15 protein-coding genes are annotated in these 13,828 nt (G+C 49.7%); 7 read left to right on the top strand and 8 right to left on the bottom strand.

All coding sequences use genetic code 11. From position 1 onward, the window contains the following. Nucleotides 1-82: 82 nt before the first annotated feature. Together H4O27_RS13310 and H4O27_RS13570 are read right to left on the bottom strand one after the other, a co-directional pair. Nucleotides 83-364 (bottom strand): cation:proton antiporter domain-containing protein, encoded by a 282-nt coding sequence (locus tag H4O27_RS13310; RefSeq protein WP_206224759.1) that lies wholly within the window; start codon nt 362-364, stop codon nt 83-85. Nucleotides 365-482: 118 nt separating this feature from the next. Beyond that, on the bottom strand, nt 483-623 hold the full coding sequence (locus H4O27_RS13570) for a cation:proton antiporter domain-containing protein (RefSeq protein ID WP_206222765.1): 141 nt from the start codon (nt 621-623) through the stop codon (nt 483-485). A gap of 299 nt (nt 624-922) precedes the next feature. Here H4O27_RS13570 and H4O27_RS03660 point away from each other — a divergent pair, with 299 nt between their 5' ends. After that, entirely contained in the window at nt 923-1,834 is a 912-nt protein-coding gene (locus H4O27_RS03660) for an AraC family transcriptional regulator (protein WP_165009559.1), read from the top strand. A 78-nt stretch (nt 1,835-1,912) separates the two neighbouring features. Here H4O27_RS03660 and H4O27_RS03655 read toward each other — a convergent pair whose 3' ends face one another. The 4 genes from H4O27_RS03655 to H4O27_RS03640 all read right to left on the bottom strand — a co-directional run bounded on the left by H4O27_RS03655 (nt 1,913) and on the right by H4O27_RS03640 (nt 5,606). Further along, complete coding sequence (locus H4O27_RS03655; RefSeq protein WP_165009561.1) at nt 1,913-2,854, bottom strand: alpha/beta hydrolase; 942 nt, start codon at nt 2,852-2,854, stop codon at nt 1,913-1,915. A 310-nt stretch (nt 2,855-3,164) separates the two neighbouring features. After that, entirely contained in the window at nt 3,165-4,292 is a 1,128-nt protein-coding gene (locus H4O27_RS03650) for an NADH-dependent flavin oxidoreductase (protein ID WP_165009563.1), read from the bottom strand. A 105-nt stretch (nt 4,293-4,397) separates the two neighbouring features. Then, nucleotides 4,398-4,805 carry a MarR family winged helix-turn-helix transcriptional regulator gene (locus H4O27_RS03645; protein WP_165009565.1) on the bottom strand — a complete coding sequence of 136 codons (408 nt, stop codon included), beginning with the start codon at nt 4,803-4,805 and terminating at the stop codon, nt 4,398-4,400. Nucleotides 4,806-4,931: 126 nt separating this feature from the next. Beyond that, complete coding sequence (locus tag H4O27_RS03640) at nt 4,932-5,606, bottom strand: nitroreductase (protein ID WP_165009567.1); 675 nt, start codon at nt 5,604-5,606, stop codon at nt 4,932-4,934. Nucleotides 5,607-5,710: 104 nt separating this feature from the next. Between H4O27_RS03640 and H4O27_RS03635 the strand changes: the two genes are divergently transcribed. Both H4O27_RS03635 and H4O27_RS03630 read left to right on the top strand, forming a co-directional pair. Further along, nucleotides 5,711-6,580 carry a LysR family transcriptional regulator gene (locus tag H4O27_RS03635; RefSeq protein ID WP_165009568.1) on the top strand — a complete coding sequence of 290 codons (870 nt, stop codon included), beginning with the start codon at nt 5,711-5,713 and terminating at the stop codon, nt 6,578-6,580. 98 nt (nt 6,581-6,678) lie between these two features. Then, nucleotides 6,679-7,341, top strand: a complete 663-nt coding sequence (locus tag H4O27_RS03630; RefSeq protein WP_165009570.1) for an NAD(P)H-dependent oxidoreductase — start codon at nt 6,679-6,681, stop codon at nt 7,339-7,341. Nucleotides 7,342-7,394: 53 nt separating this feature from the next. Here H4O27_RS03630 and H4O27_RS03625 read toward each other — a convergent pair whose 3' ends face one another. Then, nucleotides 7,395-7,784 carry a hypothetical protein gene (locus tag H4O27_RS03625; protein WP_165009572.1) on the bottom strand — a complete coding sequence of 130 codons (390 nt, stop codon included), beginning with the start codon at nt 7,782-7,784 and terminating at the stop codon, nt 7,395-7,397. A 353-nt stretch (nt 7,785-8,137) separates the two neighbouring features. Here H4O27_RS03625 and H4O27_RS03620 point away from each other — a divergent pair, with 353 nt between their 5' ends. Then, nucleotides 8,138-8,575: a YiiD C-terminal domain-containing protein gene (locus H4O27_RS03620; protein WP_165009574.1), complete on the top strand. Its 438-nt coding sequence runs from the start codon at nt 8,138-8,140 to the stop codon at nt 8,573-8,575. A 388-nt stretch (nt 8,576-8,963) separates the two neighbouring features. On the opposite strand, the gene H4O27_RS03615 is transcribed toward H4O27_RS03620, so the two are convergent. Next, nucleotides 8,964-9,884, bottom strand: coding sequence for a LysR family transcriptional regulator (locus H4O27_RS03615; protein WP_165009576.1), 921 nt, complete (start codon nt 9,882-9,884; stop codon nt 8,964-8,966). A gap of 170 nt (nt 9,885-10,054) precedes the next feature. On the opposite strand from H4O27_RS03615, the gene H4O27_RS03610 reads away from it, so the two are divergent. From H4O27_RS03610 to H4O27_RS03600, 3 genes are all read left to right on the top strand, one after another. Next, nucleotides 10,055-11,149, top strand: a complete 1,095-nt coding sequence (locus tag H4O27_RS03610) for a 4-oxalomesaconate tautomerase (RefSeq protein WP_165009578.1) — start codon at nt 10,055-10,057, stop codon at nt 11,147-11,149. A 392-nt stretch (nt 11,150-11,541) separates the two neighbouring features. Continuing rightward, nucleotides 11,542-12,378: a shikimate dehydrogenase family protein gene (locus tag H4O27_RS03605; RefSeq protein WP_165009579.1), complete on the top strand. Its 837-nt coding sequence runs from the start codon at nt 11,542-11,544 to the stop codon at nt 12,376-12,378. A gap of 93 nt (nt 12,379-12,471) precedes the next feature. Further along, nucleotides 12,472-13,815: an MFS transporter gene (locus H4O27_RS03600; protein ID WP_165009582.1), complete on the top strand. Its 1,344-nt coding sequence runs from the start codon at nt 12,472-12,474 to the stop codon at nt 13,813-13,815. Nucleotides 13,816-13,828: the final 13 nt, after the last annotated feature.

The following is a 13,828-nucleotide window of genomic DNA, read 5'->3' as shown; positions in this document are numbered from 1 at the left end:
CACCGCACGGTTCAAGCTTTCTTCTGTGTCAGAACCCGTCAGGCGTGCCACGCACTACAAATAAAGCAACGGCCGTCATAGTTCACGGATTTTGGTTTTGGCGATAAGGCGAAACAAGGTGGTTTAACAACCAAATGCCTGCCGCCACCAGTACCGCCACCGCCCCGACTGCCACACCAAACTGTTGCCAACCGGGTAAATCCGACTGTTTTATTTGGGGCGACAAAAATGCCACCAATGCCAATAACGGCACAATCAGCAAATCTTCAAACAGCAATACCGCAATAATGCGTTTGCCCCGCTCGCTTGTCATTCCTCCCCGCTCTGCCAGCGTCTGCATCACAATGGCGGTAGAGATCAACACAAAGCCCTATGCGGCAACAAAAGAAAATTGCAAAAAAACCATACGCCAAACCAACGAGCGTAAGACCGATAATGGCACTAAAAATCTGCAAACTGCCTAATCCAAAAATGGGTTTGCGTCATCCCCGCAAGTGTTTTGGTTGCATTTCAAACCCAACCGAAAACAAAAACATCACCACACCCAATTCGGCGAAATGAATGGCAGCGTGTGCATCATTAAACAGTTTTAAACCAAAAGGCCCGATGAGCAGACCTGACACCAAATGGCCGGGGCCCCAAGCCCCAATCGTATAAATAACGGAACAGCGACAACCGCCGCCCACAAGAGCGTAACTACGCTGAATAATTGACTGCTTTGTGCCATTTTAACCACCTGTTATTAAACAAACCCCAGACAGCATGATATTGCCTGATGTGCTTGCCATAAAATTCTTACAAATCAAAACAAAGCCGGTTATCATAAAAAAACATCAAAAATTACGCTTGCCTAAAATAAAGAATTTTTTACCCAAAACAACAAAATTAGATAAAATGGCACAAATTTATCAAAGGAAATCTCATGCGGGAATCGATGTTTGGCGAACTTGCCGATTGTCTTGGCAAACACACCACGCCTATAGGCGGATTTTTTGAGACCGCTTTGCCGTGTATCACCCTGTGCCGGCGAAATCACAGCACCGAGCCCATGCCGTGCATTTATCCGCTTAGTCTGTTTGTGGTTGTTCAAGGCAGTCAGCACATTAATTTTGGCAACACGGTCATGACCTTATCGGCAGGGCAATCAGCTTTGACCACGCTGGATTTGCCCGTGGTCTCCAACGTGCTCAACGCCAGTACCGATAAGCCTTATTTGAGTGTGCGGATTGAACTTGATGTTATGCTGTTGCGTAAATTGGACGAGCAGACCGCTTGGCAGACGACATCGTCAGCCGTGTCGGACAGCCTGTCGGTATTTGAAATTGATGATGAACTGTTGGGGGCAGTGTTACGGCTTGTCAAACTTTTGGACAACCCGACATTACAGCCCCATCTAGCCCCGCTCATTGAACAAGAAATCGCCCTTAGAATTTTGGCAAGCCCTCATTTGCCGATGTTAAGGCGGCTGTTCCATAACGGTACGGTAGAACAAAAAATCGCCAAAACCATTGCCTATTTCAACAAACATTATGCCGATAAAATAGACATCACCCATCTGGCAAACGAGCATTCGATGAGTGCATCATCGTTTCGTGAGCATTTTAAAAAAATTACAGGGGTCAGCCCCCTGCAATACCAAAAACAGCTCCGCTTGCAACAGGCACGCCGACTGATGTTCAAACAAAATATTGATGCCACGACGGCAGCTTATGAAGTAGGCTATGGAAGCGTGAGCCAGTTTAACCGTGAATACGCCCGACTGTTTGGCGAACCGCCCCTGCGTGATATCCAGCGGTTAAAAGATGATGAGATGAATTTTGGGCGGATTGTGTAGAACAGATTTTTCATGCCGTCTGAAAAGCAAAAACACCGTTTTCATTTGGAAACGGTGTTTTTCAATCTCTTAAATCAATTACTTCGCCCGATCGCCAATCCAACGCACGATATCATCCGCCACCACACCGCCGCCTTCGCCAATCATCAGCATATGCCCTAATCCGTTGTATAAACGCAGGCTTTTATCGGTTGAATTGGTTTCTTCATAGAATTGAATGGCGTCTTTCGGCACGACATACAAATCGGCATCACCGCTCACCAATAAAACAGGGGCAACAAATTTGTCGTCATTGTCTTTCAGATATTGAATCCCTTCTTTAAAGCTGTTCGGGAAAGACACCGAGAATTTTTCCAGCATTAAAGGATCATTTGGCAACGACAAGCCTGCGCCGGTGTCGGGTACGGGCAGATTGAGTGTTTTATGGGCGGCTTCAAAGCCGTTGATAAAGCTGCCTTTCGGTTCCGGACGCGGCAAATAGCCGAAGTTCATTTGGTTGTAGCGCAATACGCCCGCCGCCAAAATCACGCCGTCCGCACCTTTCGGATATTTGGTGCCGTATAAGGCGGTGATATGGCCGCCCATGCTGTGGCCCATCACGAAAACCGGCAAATTCGGATTTTCGGCTTTGGCTTTTTCCACTACACGGCGCAAATCTTCGACCATTTCAAAATAGCTGTTGATGTGAATGCTGTCACGGCCGTCTGATTTGCCGTGTCCGCGTGCATCGAAGCGGTAAACGGCAATACCGTTGTCGGTCATGCGTTGTGCAAAATCGTTAAATACGCCGGAATGGCTGGCCAAACCGTGTGAAATCACCAAAACGGCTTTAGCTTTTCGCTGCGGATGGTTTTTAACCAAGTGCAGATTTAAGCCGTCTTGGGTTTTGATTTTTTGAATAGTCTGTTTGGCACCCCATTGTTGTGCGGCGTTATCAGGCGCATTTTGCGCCAAGGCCAAAGAATTTGCTGAAAATGCCAATACCAATGCTAAAAAAGCCGGTTCCATGATGTGTTTCATTGCATACCCTTTTGGAAATGATGGAATAGGTTTTCAGTATAAGGGGTTTCAAATCTTCAGATAAATAGCGATTTTTGAAAACGATATTTTCATTTTTAAAATGTTATAGTGGATTCACTTTAAAATAAGACAAGGCGGTGAGCCGAAGACAGTATAGATAATACGGCCGGGCGAACCAACGCCGTACTATTTTAAAGTGGATTCACTATATTTTATGCGTCGGCTTAGCCAATCCACATAAAAGGCCGTCTGAAAACCTGTTACAGCTTTCAGACGGCCTTTTATTTAAATATACAATTCAAAAATCTGCTTATAAATCCACCGGTTGCCAATCTTTTCCTTGAACAGGCGGCAGCCATTGGCCGCCTTTCAGGCACAAGCCCCACAGCATATCCGGAATGCCGTAATGGTCGTCTTTTTGCGGGTCGAGCGTGCTGACAATCTGATCATCTTGACCGTTTTTCAGCAGTGTGCCAATGTTTGGATTAATCATCACAGCTTTGCCCAAAGCGATAAATTCTGCAAAACCTGTGGCATAGGCTTCACGGATTTGCTGACCGCTGAGCAAGTTGCCCACGCCGATTAAAGGCAGGCGGCCGGCAATTTGTCGGTGAACCAGTTCCATACGGGTCAGATTGGTGTCTGCGCCGCGGCGGGCTTTTTTGCTGAAATCCCACAGCGAAATATGCAGATATTGCAAGGGTTTGCCGCATAATGCATCAATCAGGGCGAAAGTATCGGCCATGGTCAAGCCGTGTTCGCCCGGCTCTTCGGGTGAAAAGCGGTAGCCGATGATGAAGTCGGGCTTTTGATGTTTTTCACGCACTTTTACCACGGCATCGACTACCGCCAATGGGAATTTCAAGCGTTTTTCAAGGCTGCCGCCCCAAGCATCGTCGCGTTTATTGAATTCGCCCGAGAAAAACTGCTGAATCAAGTAGCCGTTGGCGCCATGAATTTCCACGCCGTCAAATCCGGCCCAAATGGCCAATTCCGCAGCATTGGCGAAAGCTTGAATCAGCGATAAAACTTCGTCTTCCGTCGCTGCTTTGGCACCGCTTGGCTCATGGCCCGATGGCCCAATCAATGCTTGGCCGCCGAGCAAGTCTTTTACCGCTTGCGTGCCGCCGTGATGAATCTGCAAAATCGCTTTGGCACCTTGATTTTGCAAGGTTTGGGCAAGCTGTTTCAGACCTGCCAAATGACGCTCATCGATGGCTTCAGGCTGACCGGCAAACGCTTTGCCGTTTTTTGCAACCAAAGTTGCGGCGGTGATAAACATGCCGATGTCGCCGGCGCGGTTGCCGACAAACCGCTGTTCCTGCTCGCTCAATGTGCCGTCAGGATTGGATGCAAAATGCGTCATCGGGGCGACTACCAGTCGGTTTTTAATGGTTATGCCGTTGTTTAAAGGATAAGGGGCGAACAAATCAGTCATAAATACCTCGTGCTACGTTGATTGATTATCGGTTTAATTTTGCAATTTGATGATTAGAAAATAAAATCATGGTTTGCCATGGGTCGATTTCGATGATTAAGCAGATTATTGCGCCGCAATTTTGCGCAACAATGCGATTTCGTCGGCCGATAAATTCAGGCATGCGCCCATTTTTGCGGGAATCTCTGCTGCTTGATGCTCCAAGGCTCTGCCGCTGTTGGTCAGGCGGATAATGACGCTGCGTTCATCTTCGATGCTGCGTGTGCGCTCAACTAATTCTTTGGCTTGTAAGCGTTTCAGCAGCGGTGTGAGCGTGCCGCTGTCTAGATGCAGCTTTTCACCCAGCTCGCCCACACTTTGTTCGCTATGTTCCCACAACACCAGCATGACCAGATATTGCGGATAGGTCAAATCCAGCGCTTGCAGAAAAGGCGTATAGCGGCGGGTGATTTCTTTGGATAAGGCATAAAGCGGAAAACACAATTGGTTTGAAAGCTTGAGTTGCTCGTACATGGCAGTACTCCGGATTAAATAAAGACAATTCTATCACATAATTATATTGTTCAAAATTTAATTTTCCAAAGACAGCCATAACGAGCATAACAAATGCCGTCTGAAAGTTTTCAGACGGCCCGGTTCTTACCAATGCAATACGGCACTTTCTTCAACCGGCACGCGGCCTAAATGGGTTTTGTTCTGTTGCGCGTCCCAATCCGGATGGCCGAAGGCAATACCGTGCAGCAATTTATACTCATCGGATACACCCAACTCACGGCGGATATCATCGGCAAACAGACCTAAAAACAGCATCGGAATGCCGCCAAAGCCCCGCGCGGTCAGCGACAATAAAAAGGTTTGCGAATACATGCCCATATCGGCGGCAATGTTGACATCGTGATTATCCACGCTCGGCATAAACAGAAACGCCATGTGCGCCGCGCCGTAGCCGGTGATGTTTTGCTCGATGACCGGCTGGCGGGCGGCTCTGTCTTCACGCGGCACACCGAAGCTGGTGGTAAACACATGGGCGTATTGATTGCGCCAACGCGGCTCGTAAATACCGGTGAATTTGCTTTGGTCAAACTCGAAATCCGGGCTGAATTTGCCCTCGCGGAAACGCTCACCGATGATTTTGTGCAAGCGCTGCAAGGTTTCACCCGAAGCAATATGCACCAACCAAGGCTGGATATTGCAGGCAGACGGCGCATTTTGCGCATCGGCAAGGATTTGTTTGATTTCTGCTTCGGTCATCTCGGTCGGCAGAAATTTACGGATAGACTGACGGGTTTTGACGGTGGTTTCAAAATCTAACATGGCGTTCCTCTGATTGAACAATGCAATGGCGTTCAGTTTATTTTATTGAAAACAAAATAAGAAGCCACTAAAATGGAAATCCACCTTCCATAAACGGAAATTTTATGAACCTCAATGCCCTACGCTTATTCGTTGCCGTTGTGCAAGACGGCAGCTTGTCGAAAACATCGGAAAAATCAGGCGTACCGATTGCCACCGTCAGCCGCCAAATCAGCGAGCTGGAAAAATCGTTGAATATCCAATTGTTTGACCGCTTCAAATCGGGCGTTAAGCCGACCATGGCGGGGCAGCGGCTGTATGAGCAGGTGTATGTCAGCATGGATAATCTGGTCAATGCCGAGCAGGTATTGTTTGCCGAACAAGGCCGTCTGAAAGGCTTATTACGCATTTCCGCCCCACCCGATTGCACACCGGTGCTGGCATGGATTGCGGAATTTCAAGCGCAGTTTCCGTTGATTCAAGTGCATTGCACCATGACCGACCGCGTGCTGGATATGACTGCAGACGGCATTGACGTGGCCTTCCGCATGGGCGAATTGCACGGCGATAATTTTATTGCCAAAAAAGTATTGTCGGTCGGCGCAAAATGGGTGGCGCACCCTGATTTATTGGCCAAATTCGGCACACCGCAAACCTTGGCCGAATTAGCCGCTTTGCCCGTAGCCGGTTGGGCGCGCAATGGCGAAAATACGCTTAAAATAATGGCGGGCAAACAGGCGCATTTCGTGCCTTATGTATTTGCCTGCAACGAAAGCTCGGCATTAGAATATATGGCCGTCGCGGGCAAGGCGGTGTGTCAATTGGCGGATTACTCGGCCAATCGGGTGATGATGCAGCACGGTTTGGCGGAAGTATTGGCCGATGTCGATTTCCCGCGGTACGACATTTCGATGATTTACGTGTCGCATCGTTATCCTTCCAGCATTGTACGGGCGTTTGTGGAATTTGTCGGGCGGCAGGTTGAAGCCGTCTGAACTTTACATCAATCTTTTCGGGATGCTTTTTCAGACGGCCCCGATGGGTCTATAATGAAAACAATTTTCTCAACTTCCAAACCCGTAAAGGAATCAAAATGTTTGGTATCACTAAAGAACAAGTATTAGACGCTTTCACCTTCCGCTCTGCCTGCCGCTACTATGATGCCGAGCGCAAAATCAGCGATGAAGATTTTAATTACCTGTTGGAACTGGCGCGTTTATCGCCAAGCTCGGTCGGCTCAGAGCCGTGGAAATTTCTGGTGATTCAAAGCCCTGGGTTGCGCGAAAAACTGAAGCCGTTTAGCTGGGGCATGGCGCGTCAACTGGATGCGTGCAGCCATTTGGTGGTGTATTTGGCGAAGAAAAACGCCACTTATGATTCCGATTTCCTGCGCGCCGGTTTGGAAAAACGCGGCCTGACCGACGAGCAAATGGCCAAAAGCGTGGCCATTTATGAAAATTTCCAAAAACACGACATCGAAATCTACGGCAACGAACGCGCCCTGTTTGACTGGACCGGCAAGCAAACCTACATCGCCTTGGCCAATATGATGACCGGCGCCGCCTTAATCGGCATTGACTCTTGTCCTGTAGAAGGCTTGGATTATAAGGAAGTCAACCGCATTTTAGTCGAAGAAGGCCTGTTCTCTCCCGAAGAATGGGGTGTTTCCGTGGCATGTACTTTTGGCTACCGCGCCAAAGAAATCACCCGCAAATTCCGCCGTCCGCTCGATGAATTGGTGACTTGGGTGAAATAATCCGAACACTTCATTTGAGGCCGTCTGAAATTTTTCAGACGGCCTTGAAAATATCAGGCTTTACGGTAATGCCACACCAAACCGAATCCGGCCAGCGTTTTCAACAGCAGCCACGTAAACGCCGGAGAAAGATTGCTAAACGATTCGGTGAAATCTGTCGGCAGGTAGCGGCTCCAGTGCGGGTGCGAATCGACGATGCCAAAACCAATCACCGTCGCCCACATCACCAAAGACGACAGCAGCAAAGTCATGCCCAGCACATAATACCGCCGCGCCTTCACGGCCAATACGCCCAAACTAATCAACACCAGCGAAGCCAAAGCCAAAATGCCGAACAACATGCCGCGGATTTCTGCCAAAATATCGAAAAACAACAACATATCCCAAAGCGTCAACACCCACCCGCCGATAACCAGCAAACACACGCCGAAAAAAGTCCGCATTATTTGACTCCGAAGCTTGTTTTATTTTACGCCGCCATTCTGAACATTATAAAATTCCGTTACCGGGCGACCTGTTTACAGATTAAACCTTTCAATCTAATCTGTAGAAAACCCCAGCGTTGTGTACGCTTTTTCTTTTTTGCCTGAAGACCCGTTTGGGGATTTCCGAGCGTTGCCAAGCATACCGAAAGGCACGGCAAAGCCGCATGATTCTTGATAACGCCCGAAAATCCTAAAACAATCGTTCAGGCAAAAAACAAAAGTTGTTTGGCATAAAAAGTGTAAACAACCCGGCGGTTCCCTACATCTAATCAATCGTAAAATTCTATACCAAACTGCAAGGCAATCCAATCATGACAGCACAATTATTACAAGCATTTTTGCACACCTGCATCCCTGCTACCGCCGCCCTTCAGATTCAGGTGCAGGAAGCCGACCGCGAACATGTTGTTCTCACCATGCCGCACACCCCAAACCGCAACCACAAAAACACCGTATTCGGCGGTTCCATCGCCCTAGGGGCGACCACTTGCGGCTGGGCATTGGTGCACGGCCATCTGCCCGAAGCAGGCGGCAATATCGTGATTCAACAAGGCGAAACCCAATACCTGCGCCCGGCCCGCGGCGATTTAACTATCCAAACCCGCCCCGTTGCCGCCGAAAGCTGGCAGCAGATGAATGATATGTTTACCAAGCGCGGCAAAGGTAAAGTGGTGCTGGAAATCGATGTGTTCTCCGAAGGCGAACTGGCAGCGGTATTTACGGGTAAATTTGTGGCGTTGAAAGATTAAAGTGAATTTAACCGGAAATCATCTAAAAAGGCCGTCTGAAAAGTTCAGATTCAAAACTTTTTCAGACGGCCTTCTATAATACGCTCATGCAAGGGACGTAAAAATCGTTGATACCCCTTGACAAGTTTATTAACCGACTTTCAAGAGGTCTGAAATGTCACTTTGCCATCACACCACAACGGGAAACAAATCCGATTGCCTGTATTTGCTGCGTATCCGTCAAAATTAACGATGTGACGACTATTCATAAAATATAGTGGATTCACTATAAAATTTCCCTTTTTCATTATTAAGCCGGCTTTATAAAAACCAAAAAATTCCGGCAATCCATAATCCCACCTTTTTATGACTAAAGTGTTTCGATTGATTCGGACGGCCATAATCCACTTTAAAGGCCGTCTGAAACCCGCTCCTCCACCAAATTCAAACACACCCGCTTCAAAATTTTATCCACTTCTTTCTGTGTGCGTGTGAGTACATGTTTGGCCGAAGTCGCCAAAAACAGGCGGCTGACGAATTGCGGCGATTCAATCGGAATCACCTGAATCGATTCTTTATAATTCATCAAATCAATCGAATATTTCGACAAAATCGAATAGCCCATGCCTTCCGCCACCAGTTGCAGCATAGTTTCCACGCTGTCGATTTCCATCACGATATTGGACACGAGATTATGCCGCGCCATTTCCTGCTCGACAAGCAAGCGGAAGGTATTGGGCACGGAAGGCAGAATCAGCGGCAAGGCAGCCAAATGTTCGGCGTTGACGGGCGTATCTGCATTGAGCAGGTGATCATTTTTCGGCGCCATCAGATACAGCCGCTCTTCATACAGCAATTGCGTTTCCACATCAGCCGAATAGGCAGGGTTATACAGCAGCGCCATGTCGATTTTGCCTTGCTGCAAACGATCTTGCAGCTGCGCACTCAAGCCTTCTGTGATGCGCAATTGGGCATCGGGCAGATGTTGGCGAAACTCACGGATAATCGGCAGCGACAATAATTTGGCAATCGTCGGCGGTAAGCCGAGCGTAATGTGGCCGCTGAGTTTGCCGCTGTTTAAACTCAAATCTTCCTGAATCATTTCAATCTGCTGCAAAATCACTCCACAGTGTTCCAGCAAAATTCTGCCCGGGTCGGTGAGGGAAACGCCGCGTCCGTGGCGGTTGAGCAGGCTTTGTCTTAATTCGGTTTCCAGCAGGCGGATTTGGCGGCTCAATACCGGCTGTGCCACGCCCAAAATGTCGGCGGCGCGGGTGTAGCTGCCTTGCTGCGCCACCTGCTGAAAATAACGTAACTGTTTCAAATCCATAACTTTTCTCTCTCTCCGGCTATTGGTTTTACGGCACTTATTACTTTAGTATAGCTTGGCTTTGCAATTATACTATTTTGATATAGCTGATAGTCGCTTCAACGCCTTTCCAAACATTTCTTTACCTATAATAATCCACTACATACCACTACATTTACAAAGGAATCAAAATGGCTGCCCAAACCGCTGTCCCTGCCATGCTGATGCGTGGCGGTAGTTCTAAAGGCCTGTTTTTTGCCGCTGCTGATTTACCCGCCGACGAAGCCATTCGCAATCAAGTACTGCTCGCGGCCATGGGTTCGCCCGACCCACGCCAAGTCGATGGTGCCGGCGGTGCACATCCTTTAACCAGCAAAGTGGGCGTGGTATCTTTGAGTAAACGGGAAGGTGTGGATTTGGAATTTTTGTTTGCGCAATTACAGCCGAAAAACGATATTGTCGATACCAAACCCAACTGCGGCAACATGCTGGCGGCAGTGGTGCCGTTTGCGTTGGAAAAAGGATTGATTCAGGCACAAGGCGATGAAACGACCGTGCGCGTATTGACCTTAAACACCGGCATGTTGAGCGACATCACCGTCAAAACACCCGATGGCATCATCAATTACGACGGCGATACCAAAATCGACGGCGTACCCGGCACATCCGCTCCCATCCGCATCCGCTTCTTAGATACCGAAGGCTCGGTGGCAGGCAGCCTTTTGCCGACGGGTAACACCGGCGATGTGTTCGACATCGAAGGTTTTGGCCAACTGGAAGCCACCTGCATCGACAACGGCATGCCGATGATATTGGTACGGGCCGCCGATGTGCAGCGCACGGCTTACGAAAGCGTGGAAGAATTAAACAACGACGACGAGCTCAAAGCCATCTTGGAAAAGCTGCGTCTGACGGCGTCTTTAAAAATGGGCTTGGGCGACGTTTCCGCCAAAAACTACCCGAAAATGTGTCTGCTCAACGCCCCTGTTGACGGCGGCGCGGTACACACCCGCTGCTTTATTCCCCATGTGTGCCACGAAGCCATCGGCGTATTGGCAGCCGTAACCATCGCCACCGCCTGCGTGATGAAAGACAGCGTGGCCGACGGTTTGGCCGTAGCCGACAATCCGGCTTCGCTTTCCATCGAACACCCAAGCGGCGAATTCAGCGTGGCTTTGGAAACCGATGGCAACGGCAAAGTCAACGGCGCGGCTTTAATCCGCACCGCACGCAACATCATGCGCGGCGAAGTGATGGTTCCGGCGCATGTTTGGGCGGGCAAATAGATGATGGCAAAACCGTTTGAACCACAATCCGAGACTTTTGAACAACCCAATTTAAACTAAGAGAGCTATTTGCGCCATTCACGCGCAGGCGGAAATCCGGAACTTCAAATTACCGTAATAGCCGAATATTCCTGAGCCGATGGGACTGGATTCCCGCCTGCACGGGAATGACGGCTAAAAGATTTCTGGAATTGAAGCATTTTGCAAAGGCTTCAATCTTTCTTTTTCAGACGGCCTTGGTTGGAATATTCAAAAATAAACAACCGCTAAACACAGATTAGGTTTATGATTCTATTTTTTTCAGACGGCCCGAGTATCGATATAAATAAGGCCGTCTGAAAGAATCCGAAAAAAAAAAACCGAATTTCACTCAAAACAAAAGGAGAAGCTTCATGAACATCAACGGCTCTACCCAAGTCATTGCCCACATCGGCTACCCCACCCGAACCTTCAAATCACCGATGATTTACAACCCTTATTTCGAAGCGGCCGGCATCAATGCGCTGGTGGTGCCGTTTTCGTCGCAAGCGCCGGTTTATCCTGATTTTCTGAAAAGCGTGTTCACCTGCGAAAACGTCATCGGCGCACTGGTAACCATGCCGCACAAAGTGGCCACCATTGATTTGGTCGACCGATTGACACCGACCGCGCAAATCGCCGGTTCGTGCAATGCCGTGCGCCGCGGTGCGGACGGCAGGCTGGAGGGCGATATGTTCGACGGCGAAGGCTTTGTGCGCAGTGTACGCCGCAAAGGTTTTGCACCGGAAGGCAAAGCGGCTTTGGTAGTCGGCAGCGGCGGCGTAGGCTGCGCGATTGCGGCTTCTTTGGCCGCGGCAGGTGTGGCGCGTTTGGCTTTGTTTGATGTCAACGCAACAGCAGCCGAAGCGTTGGCAGGCCGTCTGAAACAGCACTATGCCGATTTAATCGTCGAAACCGGCAGCAACGATCCGCAAGGTTTTGATTTGGTGGCGAACGCTACGCCGATGGGGATGCATGAAGGCGATCCGATGCCGGTCGATGTGGCGCGCATTGCGCCGGAAGCGTTTGCCGCCGACGTGGTGCTGCAAAGCGAAATCACGGCATTTTTGGCCGCCGCCCAAACCAAAGGCTGCGTGATCCAAGCCGGCACCGATATGCTGTTTGAGCAGATTCCGGTTTACTTGGAATATTTCGGCCTGCCGGCCACCACTGCCGAGCACCTGCGCGAAGTGGCGCGTATTCAGTATTGACGGTTTCAGACGGCCTCTCTTTACCTCAAGGCCGTCTGAAAACCGATGCAACACGGTTTGATAAGAAAAACGCGATTGATAAGGAGAAACCAAATGTCGCAAAATCATGAAATCAACGTCCGCGAGCTGCTCGACAGCCGCGGCGTGAGCACCTACCAAAAATTGGTGATTTTCCTCTGCTTCCTGATTGTGGTCATGGACGGCTTCGATGTGGTAATTATGGGCTTTGTCGGCCCGAGCCTGAAAGAAGCTTGGAATTTGTCCAATGACGATTTGGCACCGGTATTGAGTGCCGCCCTATTCGGCCTGACCTTCGGCGCGCTGGCCGCCGGCCCGTTGGGCGACCGCTTCGGCCGCCGCAAAGTATTGATTGCAAGCGTGTTTATTTTCGGCTTGTTTACGCTGTTGGTGGCTTTCGCTACGCAGATTTGGCACATGATTGCCTTCCGCTTCATCGCCGGCTTTTCCATGGGCGGCATCATGCCGATGGTGGCGACCTTGGCCAAAGAATATTCGCCCGAACACCGCAGCTCGCTGTTGGTAACCATCGTGTTTGCCGGTTTTACCGTCGGCGCGGCAGGCGGCGGTTTTTTGGCAGCTTGGATGATTCCGCACTGGGGCTGGCCGAGCGTCTTCTATTTTGGCGGGATTGTGCCGATTCTGTTGAGCCTGTTTATGATTTTCAAACTACCTGAATCGCTGGCGTATATGGTGCACAAAGGCGCCGACCGCCAAGAAATCCGCAAAATCGTGGAACAATGCGCCCCGGGCAGCACCACCGGGCAATCGACCTTCTTCATTCCGCAACCGCAAACAGTACAAAGCAATGAAAACCCAATTAAAACCGTGTTGAACCGACACTACGCCAGAGGCACTTTGCTGCTGTGGGTGATTTACTTCAGCCATTTGTTCTTGGTATATCTGTTGGGCAGCTGGATGCCGACCATGATTAAAGAATCCGGCATGACCGCGGCGCAGGCGTCGATTATTTCGGCTATGTTCCAATTGGGCGGCCCGTTGGGTTCGATTATGTTGGGCTGGTTTATGGACCGCTTCGAGCCACACCGCGTATTGGCACTCTCTTACATCAGCGGCGCAGCAGTATTGGTATTTATGAGCAGCTTGGGCGCGGAATATCTGCTGCTGTGTATCACTTCGTTCTACATCGGCGCAGCGTTTAACGGCGGCGGCACCGGTATGAACGCTCTGTCGAGCAACTTCTTCCCATTGAGCGCCCGCGCGACCGGCAACAGCTGGATGCACGGTATCGGCCGCACCGGTGCGATTATTTCTGCATTTGCCGGCGCATGGATGTTGAACGCGGGCTGGAATTTCTCAACCGTTGCGATGGCTTTGACCGTACCGGCTTTGCTGATCGCCGTGTCGTTAACCATCAAATACATCCTGTACCGCAACCAGCCTGGCACTGAAATTTGAGCGTGTCGGAATA

The organism is Neisseria yangbaofengii, assembly GCF_014898075.1.
Classification (GTDB): Bacteria; Pseudomonadota; Gammaproteobacteria; order Burkholderiales; family Neisseriaceae; genus Neisseria; species Neisseria yangbaofengii.
This window is presented reverse-complemented; position numbering and strand designations above follow the sequence as displayed.